This window comes from Desulfosarcina sp. (assembly GCF_055467485.1).
Genome location: NZ_JBUOIV010000056.1, coordinates 1 through 20,742, shown reverse-complemented (window position 1 = coordinate 20,742; position 20,742 = coordinate 1). Strand labels below are relative to the sequence as shown.

The 20,742-nt window shown below is 57.4% G+C and carries 12 protein-coding genes; 7 read left to right on the top strand and 5 right to left on the bottom strand.

Going from position 1 to position 20,742, the window contains the following annotated elements:
• Positions 1-26 precede the first annotated feature (26 nt).
• Together aceA and ACZCED_RS19980 are read left to right on the top strand one after the other, a co-directional pair.
• A complete protein-coding gene (gene aceA / locus ACZCED_RS19985; protein ID WP_464861534.1) occupies positions 27-1,367 on the top strand; it encodes an isocitrate lyase in 1,341 nt (446 codons plus the stop codon).
• A gap of 911 nt (positions 1,368-2,278) precedes the next feature.
• Entirely contained in the window at positions 2,279-2,614 is a 336-nt protein-coding gene (locus ACZCED_RS19980; RefSeq protein ID WP_462970071.1) for an AbrB/MazE/SpoVT family DNA-binding domain-containing protein, read from the top strand.
• 172 nt (positions 2,615-2,786) lie between these two features.
• Here the strand turns inward: ACZCED_RS19980 and gcvT are convergent, their stop codons facing one another.
• The 4 genes from gcvT to ACZCED_RS19960 all read right to left on the bottom strand — a co-directional run bounded on the left by gcvT (position 2,787) and on the right by ACZCED_RS19960 (position 9,688).
• On the bottom strand, positions 2,787-5,441 hold the full coding sequence (gene gcvT, locus ACZCED_RS19975) for a glycine cleavage system aminomethyltransferase GcvT (protein WP_464861533.1): 2,655 nt from the start codon (positions 5,439-5,441) through the stop codon (positions 2,787-2,789).
• Positions 5,442-5,710: 269 nt separating this feature from the next.
• On the bottom strand, positions 5,711-6,631 hold the full coding sequence (gene epmA, locus ACZCED_RS19970; protein WP_462970069.1) for an EF-P lysine aminoacylase EpmA: 921 nt from the start codon (positions 6,629-6,631) through the stop codon (positions 5,711-5,713).
• 25 nt (positions 6,632-6,656) lie between these two features.
• Positions 6,657-7,979, bottom strand: coding sequence for a histone deacetylase family protein (locus tag ACZCED_RS19965; protein ID WP_464861532.1), 1,323 nt, complete (start codon positions 7,977-7,979; stop codon positions 6,657-6,659).
• A 14-nt stretch (positions 7,980-7,993) separates the two neighbouring features.
• Entirely contained in the window at positions 7,994-9,688 is a 1,695-nt protein-coding gene (locus ACZCED_RS19960; RefSeq protein WP_464861531.1) for a hydantoinase/oxoprolinase family protein, read from the bottom strand.
• A 203-nt stretch (positions 9,689-9,891) separates the two neighbouring features.
• Here ACZCED_RS19960 and ACZCED_RS19955 point away from each other — a divergent pair, with 203 nt between their 5' ends.
• The 4 genes from ACZCED_RS19955 (at position 9,892) to ACZCED_RS19940 (ending at position 16,909) form a co-directional block, all read left to right on the top strand.
• Complete coding sequence (locus ACZCED_RS19955; RefSeq protein WP_464861530.1) at positions 9,892-11,040, top strand: M20 family metallopeptidase; 1,149 nt, start codon at positions 9,892-9,894, stop codon at positions 11,038-11,040.
• A 151-nt stretch (positions 11,041-11,191) separates the two neighbouring features.
• On the top strand, positions 11,192-12,478 hold the full coding sequence (gene hisS / locus ACZCED_RS19950) for a histidine--tRNA ligase (protein WP_462970065.1): 1,287 nt from the start codon (positions 11,192-11,194) through the stop codon (positions 12,476-12,478).
• On the top strand, positions 12,471-14,282 hold the full coding sequence (gene aspS / locus ACZCED_RS19945; RefSeq protein ID WP_462970064.1) for an aspartate--tRNA ligase: 1,812 nt from the start codon (positions 12,471-12,473) through the stop codon (positions 14,280-14,282). Before hisS ends, aspS begins: the two co-directional genes overlap by 8 nt.
• Positions 14,283-14,503: 221 nt before the next feature.
• A complete protein-coding gene (locus tag ACZCED_RS19940; protein ID WP_464861529.1) occupies positions 14,504-16,909 on the top strand; it encodes an AAA family ATPase in 2,406 nt (801 codons plus the stop codon).
• A 333-nt stretch (positions 16,910-17,242) separates the two neighbouring features.
• Here the strand turns inward: ACZCED_RS19940 and ACZCED_RS19935 are convergent, their stop codons facing one another.
• A complete protein-coding gene (locus ACZCED_RS19935; RefSeq protein ID WP_462970062.1) occupies positions 17,243-18,964 on the bottom strand; it encodes an adenylate/guanylate cyclase domain-containing protein in 1,722 nt (573 codons plus the stop codon).
• Between the two features lie 775 nt (positions 18,965-19,739).
• On the opposite strand from ACZCED_RS19935, the gene ACZCED_RS19930 reads away from it, so the two are divergent.
• A partial coding sequence (locus ACZCED_RS19930; RefSeq protein ID WP_464861528.1) for a 2-hydroxyacyl-CoA dehydratase occupies positions 19,740-20,742 on the top strand: 1,003 nt, incomplete at its 3' end.

Sequence of the window (20,742 nt, the reverse complement as noted above, 5' to 3'; positions counted from 1 at the left end):
GGACCCCTCAAATCAGGAGAGGCAAGATGAAAACCATTGAAGAGAAAGCCGAAGAGATCTGCCAACGATTGACCTGTCACGAAGTGGTGGCCGACGAACGGGAGGAGCTGGAGGCCCACTGGGCCGGTGATCCGCGCTGGAAGGGCATCGTTCGCCCCTACTCGGCCGAAGATGTGCTGAAGCTGCGCGGCAACCTGACCATCGCTTACACCTTTGCAACCATCGGCGCCAAGCGCCTCTGGTACCTGATCAACCATGAAGACTACGTGCCGGCGTTGGGCGCACTGACAGGCAACCAGGCGGTTCAGCAGGTCGAGGCCGGTCTCAAGGCCATCTACCTGAGCGGCTGGCAGGTGGCCGCGGACGCCAACCTGGCCGGCGAGATGTACCCGGATCAGAGCCTGTACCCGTCCAACAGCGTCCCGGCGGTGGTCCAGCGCATCAACAACGCCCTGCGGCGGGCCGACCAGATCCAGGTGCTGGACGGAAGGAAGACCGGCCCCTATTGGTTCGCCCCTATTGTCGCCGATGCCGAGGCCGGGTTCGGCGGCCCGCTCAACGCCTTCGAACTGATGAAACAGATGATCGAAGCCGGCGCAGCCGGGGTGCATTTCGAGGACCAGCTCTCCTCGGCCAAAAAATGCGGACACATGGGCGGCAAGGTGCTGGTTCCGACCCAGGAGGCGGTGGCCAAGCTGGTGGCGGCCCGGTTGTCCGCTGACGTCTGCGGCGTGCCGACCATCCTCGTGGCACGAACGGACGCCGATGCCGCCAAGCTGGTCACCAGCGACATCGACGAGCGGGACCGGCCGTTTATTCTCGACCAACCCCGCTCCAGCGAAGGTTTCTTCTACGTCAAAAATGGTGTGGAATCGGCCATCGCCCGCGGTCTGGCCTACGCTCCTTATGCCGACATGGTCTGGTGCGAGACGTCCAAGCCGGACATCGACCAGGCCAGGCGCTTTGCCGAAGGGATTCACGAGAAGTTTCCCGGCAAGCTGCTGGCCTACAACTGCTCACCGTCGTTCAACTGGAAAGCCAACCTGGACGATGCGACCATCGCCACCTTTCAGCGTGAACTGGGAGCCATGGGCTACAAGTTCCAATTTGTCACCCTGGCCGGGTTCCACGCCCTGAACCTGGGCATGTTCGACCTGGCCATGAACTACCGCAAACATGGCATGCTGGCCTACTCCCGGTTCCAGGAAGAGGAATTCCGCTTCGGTAAGGAGGACGGATACATGGCCACCACCCACCAGAAATTCGTGGGGGCCGGCTATTTTGACCGGTTGATCGACACCATCAGCAGCGGGGATTCCTCGGTGGGCGCCATGTCCGGCAGCACCGAAGAAGATCAGTTCAAGTAGGTCGAGAACCGGTGAGAAATCGGCGGTAGCGTGCATGACAAGAGAATGTCGATCCGGTGCGTCACCACCGCCATGAATACGCAATCGCTTTTTGGATGGGTTGTCGAAAGGTTGACAACAAAAAAAGATGGCCCCGGGAATCCGGGGCCATCTGCTTATAGGTCTGTCTGAGATATTTCCGGTCCTCGTGTTTCAGGCGATTTTACACCCGCATGCACACTGGCTGTTTTTCATCTGGCAAACCGACTCGTGTTCCCTGCTTTGCATGCACGCACGATAGGCGGAATCGCAGCTTGCCTTACAGCTTTCTCTGTCATTTTTAGTTGCCTGGCTCATGATTCACCTCCACACTCTGCAATATCGATATTAGAACCTCATCTGAAAATAAAGTAAGCATGATTGTCGCGAAAACCATACCTGCCTGTTTCGGTCATCCATAGACGCGGTTCGCAGGCTGACAGCAACATGGAATCAAACCGTTCATTCTTGGGTTGCATGGATCCGACAGAGCCTTAGTTTCCCATTGAACGTTCTTACCCATGTCAAGCGTTTTAGGGAAACAATGTATCAGCTTCCTGTTCATCAAAAGCCTTCATCAATCGAAGTTGAACCCATGGCTATGTCGATAACCCGACCCGGCTCATCAGTAACATTTGTGAGAATCAAACGTTTACAATCATTCAGTCCAACTAATAAAATCTGGTTTTTAATTTTCCTGAAAAATCCCTTTAAAAAACCGAAAAGGGGTATCTTGAAGCTTACCATTTTGAAAAAAAGGTTGATTGTTTCGTTGCTTTCATGTCAAATATAAAAAATATTTATTACTTTTCACTTGATTTATTTTTCATCGTTGCAACTATTATTTTCGATGCTTTATCATTCATCGAACTTAACTAAAAAAGGAGATTCAGATGCCAGCAAAAAAGAAAGTCGATGGTGCCAAGTTAATCAAGATGGTCGAAAGTGGAAAGCATCAGCAGGAAATCATGAAGGAATTTAAATTCAATACCGCCGCACAATTCAAAGCGCATTATCTGGACGCGTTGATGAAAACCGGCAAAGCACCGGAAATCAAGTCCGGGCGCAAAAAAGTAAAAACCAATACGGCTAAAGAAGTTCTGGTAAGCAAACGCGGCAGCGTCGTCATTCCAAAATCGATGATTGATGAAATGGGTTTTGCACAAGGCAGCAAGTTTGCCGTCCGTAAAACAAAATCAGGAATTTCCTTAAAGGCGATAGGTAAATAGTTTCGCTTCTTTTCGCTGATGTGGGAAAGAAGAAAGCAGGCCGCACGCGGCCTGCTTTCTTCTTTTTAAAGGGTTCTCACCTGCCTTGAGAATGCGATGATTCGTTGTCCTTTTCCATACCTAAAAAAAAGGCAGTGAGATCTGAACAGTAATCAATCGTCGGGATTGATCGTTATATCACCATCTCCATCAGCTTTTTCATCTGTTCATCAAACGCATCGGCGTCAAAACAAAACCGGATGTCCAGAAATTGCTCTCGCAGCCGGGTCACCTCTTCCGTTACCTGCCTGTCATCCTTAACGACATCCCGCATCAATTGGGCCAGCTGTTGGAATCCTTCGGGGCCCATTCCGAAGCGGGTCATTTCCGACACCCCCATGCGCAGCATACCGGAAGCGGAGAAGCTCTCGTCTTCGGGCCCCGCCTGGTAGTTGCAGATAATGTTGTTGGCTTCCAGCCGCCGGGCGATCTGCGGCCCGCTGGCATACCCGACATCCACCAGCACCTGGTGGGTTTCGGTGAAGTCTTCGGCCGGGTCACCGGCCACATGCAGGCCGCAATCGCTGAGCGCCCGTGCGAAGGCCTTTGCATTCGATATGACGGCAGACTGGTATTCGTCCCTGAAATGGTTCATCTCATAGGTGGCCAGCAGGAGCCCCACCAGGGTCCCCAGGTGGTGGTTGGACACCGATCCTGGAAATGTTCGCCGCTCGATGGCCTCCCAGAGGGCATAACGCTCATCGGTCGCTTCATAGCGACTGGCCACCACCCCCCTCTGGGTGCCAAAAAAAGTCTTGTGCGTCGAACCGGTGACCAGGTCGGCGCCCTCCTTGAACGGGTCCTGGAAATGCGGGCCCACCAGTCCCAGCACATGGGCCATGTCGTACATCACCACCGCGTCGATGCCCTGCTGGTCCAGAAAGGCCCGGACTTGCGCGACCGGTTCCCTGCTGATGACCATGCTCTTGCCGAAGATAATCAACTCGGGCCGATGCCGGTCGATCAGCTTCAGCGTGGCCGGCACGTCGATGCGAAAGGGATTGTCCGCCAGGACCGGGAAGTTGATCACCGCCGGCCGTTCCGCGGCAGGATCCCGGGCCACGAAATCCCTGAGGGCACCCATGGGTTGCGCGCTGAGATGGCCGCCCTTGCCGATGTGGTTGTTCATCACCTTGCGCATCCGCCGGGGTTCGACCTTGCGGTCGGCCCGGTTGATGTAGTCCAGCATGGCGCTGTATACGGCCGTGTTGGCCATCTGCCCGCTGATCACCCGGGTCTCCACCTCGGCACACCCGAAATAGCGCTTCATTTCCTCGACCAGCAGCGCTTCCACCTCATCGATGAAATCGCAGCCCTGGTAGTAGAACACATCGGCATCGTAGTAGGCTTTCAGCTTGCGGTGCTCGGCGTAGCGGAATGACGGATCCGTGATGGAAAGCATGCGCACCAGGGGAGAGGCGGTCATCTCCGAGGGGATCAGGTTGATGCACGACCGCTGGCGCCAGCGGTGGTTGGCCGCGGCTTTCTCCAGCAGGCGCAGGGCATCGGCCTGGGTGGTATCCGATTCAACGGCCTTTCGTGCCCGACCGTGGTCGTACAAAATGGGCCGGGTATACGGTGGCGATTCGCTGCGCATGTGATAGGGCACCACCATGGCCGCCACCTGTTTCCCGCGGATCTCAACCGACAGCGGGGCCTCGTCGAGGATATCACTGTCGATATAGGCCAGGCAGATGGAACGCCGCTGGTTCGTATCGCCGGGGTCGGCATAGACGCTTTGGCCGGCAAATTCCCAATAGGGCACCATGGTGCCGCTGGTAATGGTCCCCACGAGCCGGTCACCGTCAAAAATTTTAGCCCCCTGGCGGGCGATGCCGCGCCCGACCAATACCAGCGGCCGGATCATCCGGGGAAGATCGGACATGGCCGAAAAATCCCTGAAGAGAATTTTCCGGAACGCGTCGTGCTGGCGCGCCAGGGGCCGGCGCCCCATGAAATCGCCCTTCAGCGGAGAAAAACTGACGCCGAACTTGGCCAGCGCGCAGGCAAAGATCGGTATTTCATTGCCGTCGGCATCCGTGCCCAATTCATGGCCGTAAAGGGGCAATGCCGCTTCCAGCCGGAGAGTGTCCCGGGCGCCCAGACCCACGGGGGTCGCTCCTTTTTCCACCAGCAGGTCCCACACGGCAACCGCCGCATGGCGGGGTATGAACAGCTCGAAGCCCAACGGTTCACCGGTGTATCCGGTGCGGGCCAGTAAAACCGTGGAACCTTTGATCGTAACCGTGCTCAGTGCGTTTCTCGCCGGTTCCGGCAAACGCCCGGCCTCGATGATTGCAGAGACCATCGAACGGGATGCCGGCCCCTGCAGCGAGACCATGGCCAGATCGTCACTGCGGTCGATGAGTTCCACTTGGTCGAAATGCTTCAGCAGTTCCTGGAAGTGCTGCCAGTCCTTGTCACGGTTGCCGGCATTGACCACCAGCAGATATTCATCCGCTTCGAACCGGTAGAGATAGGCATCGTCCACCGCCGTGCCGGCTGCGGTTGGGATCAGTGTGTACTGGGCACCCCTGTCGGGGGAATCCAGGGCCTCGGCGTTGTTGGTCAGCGCATACTGCAAAAATTCCAGCGCCCGTGAACCCCGAAACACAAAGCGACCCATGTGGGAGACATCGAACAGGCCGGCACCCTTGCGGGTGGCCAAGTGTTCGGCAAGGATCCCCCCGCTGTACATGACCGGCATGTCCCAGCCGCCGAAAGGCATCATCTGGGCACCTGATCTGATGTGGCAGTCATGCAACACTGTGCGTTTTAGATCGTTCATTCGTTTCTCCTTATTGTAATCATCGGCAGAGTCGACAAAGATAACCAGAAAAATGCGGCTTGGCAAACGAAGGAACCGGCCAACTCGGATTCAACGTAAAGGCGAGGCGATGGGTATCGCCTTGGGAATAGGCCGCATTGAAAAAATGAACCGCATAAAGCTCAGCACCCGCTTTTAGATGTCGAAGCAAGCAAAACCGCACACCGTCGAGGATGTCAAAATAAGGAAAACACCGGCCTGGGCCGAGAGGTGCCATTTATGGACGGGCACTATAGCTCTTCCGGTACAAATGCAACCACCTCGTCGATTGATGCCGCGCCGGTAAAAAGCATCACCAGACGGTCGAGTCCCAACGCGTTTCCGGCAGCCGGCGGCATGTGTTCCAGGGCCTGGAGAAACGGTTCGGCAACGGGATACACCGTTTTGCCGGCCGCCCTCCGGGCCCGGTTATCGTTGTCGAAACGGGCGCGCTGCTCCCGCGGGTCGGTGAGTTCGGAAAAGGCGTTGCACAGTTCCATGCCAGCGATATAAAGTTCGAAACGCTCGGCCACCGAGTTATCGGTGGGCTTGAGCCGGGCCAGGGCGCCACAGCGGGCCGGGTAGTCGTAGAGAAACAGCGGCCGCGTGATTCCGAGCTGCGGCTCGATGTCCAGGCCCATGATCTCGTCAAAGCATCCCCTGTCCAGCGCCTGCTCGGGCGTCATCCCGCCGAACCGCTCGAACGCCCCGGCCACGGTCAGCCGCTCCCAGGGCGGTGTCAGGTCAACCGTGTGACCCCGATAGACGAGCCGGTGGCCAGCGTCGATGCGGGAGGCCACAAAACCGATCAAGGCCTCACACTGGTTCATCAGGTCCAGATAGTTCATGCCTGCCGCATACCACTCCAGCAGGGTCATTTCCGGCACGTGGCGGCCGCCGCGCTCTCCCTTGCGGAAACAGCGGCAAATCTGGAATATTTTCTCATAACCGGCGGCCAACAGCCGTTTCATGCATAGTTCGGGCGACGTCTGCAAAAACCAGTCTCCCGTTTCCTGGGCGTCGATATGGATCTCCGGCGCCGGTGCCGGGATGCGCATCGGCGTTTCAATTTCCAGAAATCCCGCCGCGCCAAAAAAGGCGCGGACGGCTTCGACTATCCGGGCGCGTCGTTCCAGGTTGGGTCGAATGGCGGCCTGTCGGTAAAAACGCATGAGGTCTCGTGGATATGGATGGGCACTAGGACGGTTCGGTCTTCTCTTTCATTACATCTCCGGAACGGTCCTGAAGGTAAATCTTGTCGTATTGGCTCGTGTCGGCCGAATCAAACCATTGGTAGCCCTGTTGGCGGCAACCCTCGCAGACGTTTCGCGGAATGTGCACCGCCAGGATATGTTTCATGCCCTGCGCGGCGGAGTCGATTTTCAGGGCGCCCCCGCATCTGTCGCAAACCCGGATGGTCTCTTGCTGGTGCTCATGAATGTTGTCGGTATCGTAGTAGATATCGCGGGCCCGGCTCATGAGCTGGTGATCACCCCGGTAGACCTCGGCCAGGTGCCGGCGCTGGTGCCAGTTTTCCAGCACCTTGTCGCAGGTTTTGTGCACCCAGCGGGACACCTCCGGCGACTGCCGCACCTTCACGGGGTCGAAATCGGGCTCCTGAAGGTGGCTGTAGTCCATGCCGGCCATGGCCAGGATAATGCCGGCATTCACGTAAGGCAGCGCCCCCTCGATGGCATAACCGCCCTCCAGAACGGCGATGTCGGGTTTGAGCAGGGTCGTCAGCGCTGCATATCCCTGGGCCGAAAAATTCATATTGGTGATGGGATCCGAATAATGATTGTCCTGTCCGGCCGAATTGACCACAATCTCCGGCTGGAATTCCTTCAGAATGGGAAGCACCACCTCCCGGATGGCATGCAGGATCCCCTCCCCGGAAGTATTGGGCGGCAGCGGAATATTGATGGTGCGGCCCACGGCATTGGGCCCGCCCAGTTCGCTCAAAAAACCCGAGCCGGGGTAGAGGGTGCGGCCGTCCTGGTGGATCGAGATGAACAGGGTGTCCGGATCGTGCCAGTAAATATCCTGGGTACCGTCGCCGTGGTGGCAGTCGGTGTCCACGATGGCCACCCGGTTGACCCCGTAGGCCTGGCGGATATACTCGATCATGATGGCTTCGATATTGACATTGCAGAACCCTCTGGCACCGTGGACCACCCGGTTGGCATGGTGCCCCGGCGGCCGTACCAGGGCGAAACCGCGCTCCACCTGCTTGTCCATCACCGCCATGGCAATGGTCTTGGCGCCGCCGGCGCTGATGAAATGGGACTCGGTCATCACGGCCCATAGGTCCGGCACGCAAAAGTGGACCCGCTGGACATCCTTTTTGGTAACCAGGTCGGGTTTGTATTCGACAATGCCCTCGATGTCCAGGATGCCCTCTTCGAACACCTGATCCTGGGTGTAGAGCAGCCGCTCTTCCCGCTCCGGGTGGGTGGGGCTGATGGCCCAGTCGAAAGCGGGAAAAAAGACCAGGCCGGTTTTATGTTTGGCGCGCAGCATGGCGGGCTCCGTTTTCAGGTGGAACTGCTGTCCAAGATTTTTTCCGCAATGGGGTCGTAACCGTGGATCAGGCCGGGTTTGACCTGGGCCGTAACGCGGATGTTCCTGCCGGTGGTATAGAATCCGCGGACCATGTTGAATGACATGGCCTCGATGACTTCCAGTTCAAGGTGCTCGGGATTGGCACCCCGGGCGATGGCCTTGCGGCGAAGCAGATCCAGGGTCGCGCCGATAGCATCATCCTTGGTGTAGGTGGACGGAATCACGGTGGTGAAGTTCTCTTCCGGTGCGGTGGCGACTTCCCGCTCCGTATCGGCAAAAAAGGTCACCTCACAGGTGGTGCGGGCCAGACCGGCGCCGATCGCATTGGCCACTGTCCACCGGGGAACCACCGTCACCCGACACTCGCTCAACCGTGCCAGGCCCGCAGCAAACCAGGGAGCCGGGCCGCCCAGCACCAGAATCTGTCGGGGCTGCAGGCGATAGCCCTCCCACAACTCGTGGACCGTGTAGACTGGCTTGGCGTTGATGCGCTCGATCATGGCACCGGCTTCATCCAGAATCGTCCGGCAGGCCTGCTCGAAAATCCGATTGGCCGCATCCTGGGGATCGGTTCCCAGGCTTAGGGCCACCGACTGGATCGCCTCCCGGGCTTTTTCCGCATCGCCGCCATCTCCGATACCCAGAAAAACGATCGCGTCCGTGGGGGTGGGCACCGGCCCGCCGTAGGCCATGGCCATTCCCAGGCGGTCAGGTCCGATATGTATGTTTCCGTCCACCACCCGCACGGCGCTGTCTCCACCGACACCGATGGAAACCGTTTCCAGGGATCGGATCAGCGTCTTGTGTTCCCCGATACTGATGCCCATCGGATCCAGCAGCGGTACGCCGTTGACCAGCACCGCCATGTCCGTCGTGGTGCCGCCGATGTCCAGCACCAGGCAGGCTTCATCCTTGGGCGCAAAGGCCACGGAGCCCATGACGCTGGCCGCCGGCCCGGACAGGATGGTCTGGGCCGGATGGTCGATGGACGCATCGAAACGCATGTTCCCGCCATCGGGTTTCAGGATGCGGATGGGCATGCCGAGACCTTTTTTGGCCAGTGAATTGACCACGGCCTCGAAAAAATCCTTGTGAACGGGGTAGACCGAGGCATTCAGAAAGGTCGTGGCGATGCGGCGCGGAAAATTGAGCTGTCCCGCGATGCGGTGGCCCAGGAAGACCTTTTCGAAACGATCGCCGAGCAGTCCACCGATCGCCACCTCGTGGGCAGGGTTTCTGACGGAAAACTTGGAAACCACCCCCACGTATCGAATCCCGTTTTCCTTCAGGCTGTCGGCCACCTTCAGCACCTGATCCTCATCGATGGGCGTGATCTGTCTGCCCCGGTGGTCGATGGCCCCGGTCACCGTGTGATAGTGCGGGCCGGTTCGAAACAGCTCGGGATCCATACCCGGACCGGCGGAAACGATCATCCCCACCTCGGGAATGCGGCCCTGCACGATGCGGTTGGTCGCCAGGGTGGTGGATAGCACCGCCCGGCTGATACGGGCGGGATCGATGCCTTCGGTGATCTTTTCCAGGCCCGTGAGCACGGTGCCAAACAGGTCCGACGGGTTGGTGGGGACCTTGATCTGCCGCGCCAGCCCCTCTTGTCCTAAAAGGACCACATCCGTGTGGGTACCGCCTACATCCAGCCCAATGATCATGGTGCCATCCTGATGGTGATGGATTTTCAGCCGTTGTGGGAGAACAATCACGGTATCCAAAATCAGCCCTCGTGTCAACAATGCGAAATGGCCGCAACGCCTTTATTGTCGGCAATTTACAAAAAGATTGCCATTTGCCGGCGGGGCTGTTAATCCGGACCATCATGCCACCCCCGACACCAGCCAGCGGGAGCGAGACCGCCATGGACAATCTGCTGCGAAGCTATCTGGCAAACCACCACGGTCAGATGTTCGCCCTGTTGAAGAAAATGGTCCTCATCAACAGCGGCAGTCATAACAAGAGCGGCGTTGATGCGGTCGGCCGCGTGGTCGCCGGCGCACTGGCCGGATGCGACCTGGCCGTCGAGGCGATCGAAACGGATGCCACCGGCAACCAGCTGGTTGTTCGCACCCCCTGCCGATCGTCCGGCGCCGGTGGGGTGATGCTGGTTGGCCATATGGATACGGTCTTTCCCGCGGACACGGCGTTTACCGGTTATCGGGAAGACGACACCCGGGCCTACGGTCCTGGTGTCATCGACATGAAGGGGGGACTGGTAGCGGGGATTTACGCCCTCAAGGCCCTTGGTGCCGTCGGTCGGTTAAGCCGCATCCCGCTGGTTTTCATCCTTAACGGCGATGAAGAGATCGGCTCCGGAAACTCCCGGGCGTTGATCCTCAGGGAGGCCGGGAAAAGTGACTGCGCCTTTGTACTCGAAGCCGGCGGACTCAACGGTGAGGTCGTTACGTCGAGAAAGGGCAACCTCTCCGCCAGGCTCTCCATCACCGGTCGGGCCGGCCACGCCGCCTTTGCCGGGGCCGACAAGGCCAGCGCCATCCTGGAATTGGCCCACAAGACCCTGGCCATCGAGGCGCTCAACGACCCGACGAGGGGCATCTCGGCCAATGTGGGGACGGTGACCGGCGGCATCGGCCCCAACAGCGTTGCCGAACGCGCCGAGGCCCGCCTGGACTTCCGGTTCAACCGCCCTGAAGATGGCCAAGCGCTGAAAACCCGCCTGGAGCGGATCGTTGCCGATACCCGCGTGGCCGGCACCGCCGCCGTCCTGGAAATCATCTCCGGACGACCGCCCATGCCCGCCGGTGATGCCAACCGGCGCCTGTATACCCGCGTCCAAAAAATCGCCGGGCGATTGGGCCTGGCCCTCAGCCCGGAGCATCGCCCGGGCGTTTCCGACGCCAACACGATCGCCCAGGCCGGTATCCCGGTGCTCGACGGCATGGGGCCCGTCGGCGGCGGGGACCACAGCGCCGACGAATACATGCTCAAAGCCAGCCTTTCCGAACGCACCCTGCTACTGGCCTGCGTCCTTGCCGATTTTGCCGATTGACGATGAGACCGTTCCATTTGCGGCAAAATAATGTTGACTATCCGCGAAGGCCTGGGATAAACGTTCAGGTTTACGTGTAAACGTTCGCCGGCAGACCTTAGTGACACCGAATCAAGGGGTTGCAGGCTGCCCGAAAGGTATTGTTTGACCCATGAGCCAACCAGACATACAACTGATCAGAGGATTCAAGGACATCCTGCCGGGTGAAACCGAGCTGTGGCAGCTGATCGAACGCACCGCCATCGGCCTGTTCGAAGATTTCGGCTACCGGGAAATCCGCATTCCCATCATGGAGAAGACCGAGCTGTTCGCGCGCAGCATCGGCGAAGACACGGATATCGTGGAAAAGGAGATGTACACCTTTGCCGACCGCAAAGGTGATCAGCTGACCCTGCGTCCCGAGGCCACCGCATCCATCTGCCGGTCATATATCCAGCACAAAATGTACGCCCAGGACCCCGTCCGCAAATTCTACACCATCGGCCCCATGTTCCGCCGGGAACGTCCTCAGAAAGGACGCTACCGCCAGTTCTACCAGATCGATGCGGAAATTTTCGGTGTGGCGGCGCCTTACGCGGATGTGGAACTGATTCTTCTGCTGCGCACCCTGTTCGAGCGACTGAACGTGACCGACACCACGGCCCACGTCAACTCATTGGGATGCCCGGCCTGCCGGCCCCGGTTCAAACAGGCCCTGTCCGCCCTGCTTGCCGAGGCGGCTTCAGCCCTGTGCAGCGACTGTTTGCGCAGGAAGGACCGCAACCCCCTGCGGGTGATGGACTGCAAGGTTCCCGGCTGCAGGGAGGCCATGAAGGGTGCCCCGGCCATCATCGACTACCTGTGCGACGCGTGCAGCAGCCATTTTTCGACGGTCACCGATATGCTGACCCGGCTGGGCGTTCCCTACCACGTGGACAAGCAGCTGGTTCGCGGCCTGGACTACTATACCCGCACCGCCTTCGAGATCCAGACCGGCGCACTGGGCGCCCAGAGCGCCGTTGCGGGCGGCGGGCGCTACGACGGGCTGGTCGGGTCCCTGGGCGGCCCCGAGGTTCCGGCCATCGGCTTTGCCATCGGTTTCGACCGCCTGGCGGAAATCGTCGCCTTGAACACGCCGGCTGGCGTTCGACCGCCAGACCTGTATATCGCCGCCCTGGGTGAACCGGCCAGGAAACTCGCCTTCGAATGGTCGACCGCCCTGGGACTCAATGGTATCGGCACCGCCATGGACTATGGAGACAAGAGCCTGAAGGCCCAGATGAAACAAGCCAACCGCGCCGGCGTCGGCCGGGTGCTTATCGTGGGGGAGAGCGAGCTGGAATCGGGGACGGTGGTACTCCGGAACATGGCCGCCAAAACCCAGCGGGATATCCCCATTGCCGCAGTCGTGGATACATTGATCGAAACATTTACCAAAAAGGAGCATTCTATTGGCTGAGATACTCGGCGACATGAGAAGAACCCATCACTGCAACGCCCTGAGTGCCCGGGATATGGGCAAGGAAGTCACGCTGATGGGTTGGGTCCTGCGACGGCGGGATCATGGCGGCGTTATTTTCATCGACCTGCGCGACCGGGAGGGGATTACCCAGGTGGTCTTCAACCCGGAGATCAATCCGGATATTCATGCCAGAGCCCACACCCTTCGCAGCGAATTCGTCATTGGCGTCCGCGGCCGGGTGGAGCCGCGGCCGGACGGCATGGTCAACGCCAAGCTGCCCACCGGTGAGATCGAGGTGCTGGTGGACGAACTGAAAATTCTCAATCCGGCCAAGACCCCACCGTTCATGATCGAAGACAACGTGGATGTCTCCGAACCCATCCGACTGAAAAACCGGCACCTGGACCTGCGGCGCCCGCCGCTGCAGCGCAACATCATCACCCGGCACAAGGCCGGCGCATCGGTGCGGCGCTTCTTGAACGACAACGGATTCCTTGACATCGAGACCCCGGTGCTGACCAAGAGCACCCCGGAAGGCGCCCGGGACTATCTCGTTCCCAGCCGTGTCAACGCCGGCCAGTTCTACGCCCTGCCCCAGTCGCCCCAGCTGTTCAAGCAGTTGCTGATGATATCCGGTTTCGACCGCTATTATCAGATCGTGCGCTGCTTCCGGGACGAGGATTTGCGGGCCGACCGCCAGCCGGAGTTCACCCAGATCGATATGGAAATGTCGTTCGTGGGCGAGGAAGACCTCATGGCCGTCAGCGAGGGCATGATGGTCAGCCTGTTCGAGGAGGTCATGGGTCAATCACCGCCCCGCCCTTTCCCCCGGTTGACGTACACCGAGGCCATGGATCGCTATGGGCTGGACAAGCCCGACACGCGCTTCGGCCTGGAGCTCAAGGACGTTTCCGACATCGTCGAAGGTTCGGGCTTCAAGGTCTTCGCCAACGTGGTCAAGAACGGCGGTATCGTCAAGGCCCTGAACGCCAAGGGGTGCATTGATTTCTCACGAAAAGAGATCGACGACCTGACCGCTTTCGTGGCCGTCTACCGGGCCAAGGGCCTGGCCTGGATCAAGGTGCGCGAGGATGCCTGGCAGTCCCCCATCGCCAAGTTCTTCACCGACGACGAAAAGGCCCGCCTGGCCGAGCGTATCGACATGGCCCCCGGCGACCTGGTCTTCTTCGTCGCGGACCAGCCCAAGGTCACCAACGAGGCCCTGGGACACCTGCGCAACCACCTGGGCAAACAGCTGGGGCTCATCGACGACAACCGCTTCGACTTCGTCTGGGTCACCCACTTCCCCATGTTCGAATATGACGAGGTGGAAAAACGTTACCAGGCCCTGCACCACCCCTTCACCGCCCCCCTGGAAGAAGACTACGACCGGTTGGAGAGCGAACCCCTGGCCGTTCGCTCACGGGCCTACGACCTGGTGCTCAACGGCTTTGAAGTGGGCGGCGGCAGCATTCGTATCCACGACATGGAACTGCAGCAGCGGGTCTTTGCCGCGCTGGGTATGCAGCCGGCGGCCTACCAGGAAAAATTCGGTTTTCTGCTCGACGCCCTGGAGTCCGGCGCCCCGCCCCACGGGGGCATCGCCTTCGGGTTCGACCGTCTGGTGATGCTGCTATGCGGCGAACCGTCCATCCGCGACGTGATCGCCTTCCCCAAGACCCAGCGCGCCGCCTGCCTGCTCACCAATGCCCCGTCGGAGGCTGCCAAGGCGCAGCTGGACGAACTGTCTCTCAGGGTAAAGCTCACGGTCACGGAAACCCAGGAGAAAATCGACGGCTGACGTTCCTTTGGATTATAGCGACAGCGCTTATCAACGCCCGGAGGTGGCCATCACCTTTGGGCGTTTGGTTTGCTCACCTGCCGTCTTTGCCCGACGACGACAGGGACAAGTCTTGACACCCGCCCGGCCATCCTTTATCTCATCATAATCGTTTGCCGTCCGTCCAACCGGTCCGAAAAAAAACCATTGAATGAACCCTCATCCATGATTCAGGAGCTTTCATGACCGTTCAAAACGAGGTAAATCTTTCCGATCTGCGTTGCTTGTGCGACCCGACCATGTTCAATTTCGAAACCACCGCCGACATCGAACCACTGGACCAGGTGATCGGACAGGAGCGGGCGGTGCGGGCCATCACCTTCGGACTGGAGATGAAAAGCGCCGGATACCACATCTTCGTCACCGGTCCGGAAGGCACCGGCAAGACCACCATCGTCCAGGAAATCGTCCATAAAGCGGCCAAGGCCCTGCCCACACCGTCGGACTGGTGCATGGTCAATAATTTCAAGGATGAGTATCGTCCCCGGGCCCTGCCGGTGCATCCCGGCCATGCCGCCCGGTTTGCCAAAAGCCTCAACCGGCTGGTCAGCGACCTCAAGATCCGTCTACCCAAAGAGTTCCAGACGGATCCCTTTCGTGAGAAAGTCGTCGAGATCCAGAAAAAAAACGGGAATCTGATAAAAGAACACTTCGAGGCGCTGGACCGATCGGCCCTGGAAAAGCACCTGAAACTGGAAAAAACGCCGTCAGGTTACCAGACCATCGCCATGAACGGGGAAGCGCCCTATACCGATGAGGACTTCGCGAGCCTTTCCGAAGATGAGCGGGCCGGCATCGAACAAACCGTTCAGTCCTTCCAGGAAGAGATCCAGGCGGCCATGCGGGAAGTCAACCGGATCAACCACACCCAGCAAAAGGAAATCCAGCAATTGGCGGGCGAACTGGCCCGGTTTGTCGTTAAAAACCGTCTGGACCTGGTCCGTGAGAATTACCAGGACCAACCGGAGGTGCTACAGTTCCTGGATGAACTGCAGGAAGACATGGTGGACAATGTGGCCCTCTTCATGCCCCCGCAACAGGAAACGGACGGCAACGGCACTTCGACTGAGGATGCCAGGGAGCTTTCCCTGAACCGTTACCGGGTCAACGTGTTGCAGGACCGCTCCGGCATGGAAGGGGCGCCGGTAGCGTTCGAGACCAATCCCACCTACCAGAACGTGTTCGGCCGTATCGAAAAAAAGGCCTTCATGGGTACCTTGATCACTGACTTCACCATGGTTCAGTCCGGGTCTCTCCTGCAGGCCAACGGCGGTTTTCTCATCCTGGAAGTGGAAGCGGTGCTGGCCCATCCCCAGGTATGGGAATCGCTCAAGCGCGCCCTGCAGAACAAGATGCTCTGCATCGAGGACATGGCCCACGACATGGGCATGGGCACCGCCTCCCTGAGGCCGACACCGGTGCCGCTGGACGTAAAGGTGATTCTGCTGGGCGGATACGAACCCTTTCAACTTCTCCAGAACTATGATTCCAAATTCAACAAAATCTTCCGCGTGCGGGCGGACTTCGATTATGAGGTGGTCCGTACCGACGAGACGGTCAGGCTCTATGCCCAATTCATCGCACGGGTCTGCCGGGACGAAAACCTGCTGCCGTTTACCCCGGACGGAGTAGCGGCCGTGGTCGAGTATGGCGAGAAAGCCATCGACAGCAAAAACAAGCTGTCATTGCGATTCGGATCCGTGGTGGGGGTGATCAAAGAGGCCGATTACTGGGCCAGAAAGGACGATGCCGACCGGGTGGCTTCCGTTCACGTGGTCAAGGCGTTCACGGAGTATCGCTTCCGCTATAACCTGTACGAAGAGAAGATCCACGAAAATTATGTGGAAGACACCATCATGATCGACGTGGCCGGCGAGGAAGTCGGCCAGGTCAATGCCCTGGCCGTCTACCAGATGGGTGAAATCGCCTTCGGCCGGCCCTCACGCATCACCGCCGAAACCTTCATGGGGAAAGCCGGCGTCGTCAACATCGAGCGCGAATCCAAGCTGTCCGGCAAGACCCACGACAAGGGCGTGCTGATCCTCTCCGGCTACCTGGGCCGCACCTTTGCCCAGCGCTACCCGCTGAGCCTGTCTATCAGCCTGACCTTCGAGCAGAGCTATAGCGGCATCGACGGCGACAGCGCCTCGTCCACGGAACTGTACGCCATTCTTTCCAGCCTGTCGGAACTCCCCATCCGCCAGGGCATTGCCGTCACCGGGTCGGTGAACCAGAAGGGTCAGGTCCAGGCCATCGGCGGGGTCAACCAGAAGATCGAAGGCTTCTTCGACGTCTGCCGCAGCAAGGGACTGACCGGCCGTCAGGGCGTGATGATCCCGGCGGCCAATGTGAAAAACCTGATGCTGAAAAAAAGCGTCGTCGACGCGGTCAAGCAGGGTCAGTTCAAGATCTGGCAGGTCGCCACCATTGAAGAAGGCATCGAAATCCTCACTGGGACACCTGCCGGCGCACTTGATGACGACGGCAATTTCCCGCCCGACACGCTCTATGGCAGGGTGCAGCGGAAACTGGAAGCCTATCTGAATCAAAGCCTGAAACTGAAGAAGGTATATGGTTCGGACAAGTGATCAACATTGGAATGGCGGCACAAACAATACGGATAGATAAAAAAAACAAGGTGACATTAAAAGTTATGAATCAAGACATGTAGCAGCTACCTGCACTCGGGTGTGAGTGAAGGTTTGTTGTGCACAACTCAGGAATTCATTTCTTTTAATTTCCGGAAATGTTCATCAACGAAAGACTGGTTCGAGATTGGCCAGGTTTTGTCGCATGACAGTCAAAAAATCACCTTCCGTTGGAACATTTCCGCAGGGATCAAAAACAGCACTTTGAATGTCGACGGTTACAAATATAGTCGATATGTTACAGATACGATCTGGATAGCCAAGTACGATTGCCTATATCGCCTCGATCGCTCCTGCTAAAGCAAGATCCTTTTTCCAGCGCTCAACCAATCCCTGGATCTTATAAGGACTCTTGTCGAGCCATACTCCCATATCGACAGAGGGAAAACGTTCCCGGATTACCTCGGTGGTCGCTTTTGCCCTGCGGATCAGACCCATCTCTACCTGCGAAGCTATCAAAACAAGGAGTGCTTCCAGGTTATTTGGTTGGTAGTCAAGAACCATTTCAGCAACGATCGCTGCCTGTTCAATCCTGCCGCCCACAAAAAGCGCGCAGGCTTTGACTGTTGGGTACCAGGGCTTGTTAATCCCTGTAAGGCGCATGGCGGTGTCCAGGAGTTCGATTGCTTTTTCCCATTGCCCCATATATCGCCGCACACTTCCTTCAAGGCCATAGGTGACGTCACACGTGGGCCGAATTATTCCCAACTCTTCGACAAGTGCAAGGGCTTCTTTATGACGGCCCTCGACCATTAGGATGGAAGCCTCAACAGCCCGGGCCATACCTGTGGGATCACCCACGGAAAGAGCGATCTGCGTCTCTTCGCGTGCCTTCGATATCGCCACATCAGGATCGGGTGTCCATTCGTTTGCCGCTCCTATCCAATTGGTAAACGCCCAGAGAACGTGTCCGTATGGCTGATCCGGATGCGATTGTGCTACCTGACTGAAAAGTTCCAGAGCACGCGCCCAACCTTCCCGTGTGTCAGATCTCAAATAGTACCAACCCATATAAATCTTTCCAATAGCATCGGGATCGTCCAGTTCCGAGTATAGACCGGCAGGTTCTCCCACGATCAGTTCAATCTCAATTGATCGGGCGACATCATCGACAAAGCGGTCCGATAAGTCGACAAGAGCTTCTGCTTGAACAATCCACTTATACGACTTGACAATATTCATAGTCGTGACATCGAAGAGCGTGGCGTAGAGACGGACCTTGTTTCTGAACTGATGGACTCCGGTTTCGAGCATGTAGCGCGCGGCTATCACCGAACGTTTTCCACTGGTTTCATTCTTAGCATCGATAACTCTCAGTTGCGGGACTCTGACAAGCCTATGAATCAGATCGACTCGAAGGATGCCGGCCATTGCAGTTACGGACGTGTCCGCCCCTTCGGTATGAATTGGTAAGACAGCTACGGTCGGTGACTCAAGCGATAGCGACTTCCTCTCGGCCGCCACCGTGCTATCGGTAGGCAGGTCGGCAAATTCGTAAACCTCTATTTCTCTAAAGATATTCTTTAACCGTTGCTGCCCAATTGGACGGAATCGCAAAGCAGGCTCATCAAGTGCGCGGTAAACACTTCCAGATACGCACAGACCACCAGACCTTGAAATGGATTGGATTCGTGAAGCGATATTCAAGGGATCGCCTAAGTATCGGCCACCGGTGACAGTAACGTCTCCGAGGTCAATTCCCATGCGGAAACGAATCTGACGAGGTCCAGGGATATCTATATTTGCGATCTCAATTTCGGCGGCGATAGCGATTGCACTCTTTACGGCATCCATCGCATCTTCGAAGGCAGCCATAAAGTTGTCTCCAATAAAGTCAATCAGCGTGCCACCTCCCTCGGTGATTTTGGAATCAACAAGTTGCCGGATCCTCAACATTGCTGCCGTTGTTGATTCTAAATCGTCGGATACAAGCCTGCTATAGCCGACTACATCGGCGTTTAGCGCCACTATCTTGCGTTGACGTTTGTCGATCAATGTTACCTCTCAACTATTGAGCGGAATCCTTCATTCACACCAAACTGTCTGTAACAGGACGTCAGTAACGTTTTTGTTAAACGAATAGCACAAATTTAATACCAAACCATAATCTGTGATTCAATTCTGGCAAGTTCAAAATAATAAAAAGTAAATCGGGCCGGGAATTTTATAAAATATTTAGGATGGATGGTCTGTAGACCTGGTTCTTGAACCTTATTGATCAGGCAGGTACAAAATGGCTATTTCACGAAAACGAACACAGTCGATTCGTGTAGTATCTTGCCATGCCTCCAAGTTGGAAGGAATGAAAAGCAACGACAGATAGCCACTTTTCTACGTAATTGTCCTCCAATGCGTCCCATTTCGCAAAAATGGGACGCAATAAGCCAAAACCCTTTTCAACTCAGCTCCAGAGCTGTGAATAGGTATAATCAATACAATACAATAACGATATCGATACTAAGTATTGGACATATCACCCGTTGCTAAGGTATTGACCAGTCTCTCAATCCAGCCTTTTAGGGTGTCTTCCATATGAAATATGATTCTGGCTTTACGTGAGGGTTCTCCCATCTAACCGGGTTTGTTAGACGAAACCGCGTGCCAACATCATATCCAACCTAACATCACCGAATCGTCACTGGGCCATTCAATTGTGTTGAAAATGCGATAGCCCGACCGAACTCTCCCGGATCCTAATCAACTGAAAAGCATAAACCCTTCCACGCTTTTGCTGGAATGGAATCATACATCTCAAGGAAAGGAGCAACGAATGAGTGCAGATTACCGATCCATGTGGGCCGATTTAGGACTCGATTTAGAAGCGCATGACGCTCTTTTGGGCGTTCTGGGTCAGGCTTATCAAGACATTTATCTGGCCCAGAAGAAGCGCCCGGAGGGGATGAGCTACTTCGACTTTGTCATGAGCGAGGTCCACGGGCTGCGCATCAAGGAGTTGCTGGACGAAAAAGCGTCCGGACGCAAAATCATCGGGTCCTATTGCGTGTTTGTCCCCGAAGAGATCGTTCTGGCCGCCAACGCCACCTTGGTCGGCCTGTGTTCAGGGGCCGATTTCGCCACGGAGGATGTAGAGAAACTGCTGCCGCGCAACACCTGTGCCCTGATCAAATCGTCGTTCGGATTCAAGATCGGCAAGGTGTGCCCCTATCTGGAAAGTGCTGACATGATCGTGGGCGAAAACACCTGCGACGGAAAAAAGAAGGCTTATGAATCCCTGAATGACCTGGTTGAAAATCTCTATGTCATGGATCTGCCCCAGGTCAAATCGGAAAAGGGCAAGGCACTCCTCAGGTCCGAGTACAAGCGCTTCACAACGGCTGTCGAGAAACTCACCGGCGTCTCGGTAACCGCCGCAAAGCTGAAAGCGGCCATCCATACGGTCAACGCCAAGCGTGCCGCCATCCACCGGCTTTCGTCCCTACGCAAAGCCGATCCGGCGCCGATCTCGGGATTAGACGCCCTGCTGGCCAACCAGGTCTTCTTTTACGACAACCCGGCCCGGTTTACGGAATCGGTGAACAAGATCTGTGATGAACTGGAAAAGCGAATTGAAGCTAAAGCGGGCGTCTTCCCGAAAAACACCCCCCGCATTCTCGTGTCCGGGTGCCCCCAGGCCGTACCCAATTGGAAACTGCCCATGATCGTAGAAACCGCCGGTGCGGTAATCGTGGGCGAGGAGTCCTGCGTGGGTGAGCGCGGCACCCGCAACCTGACCGATGACGCGGGTGAAACGGTTGACGAGATGCTGGACGCCA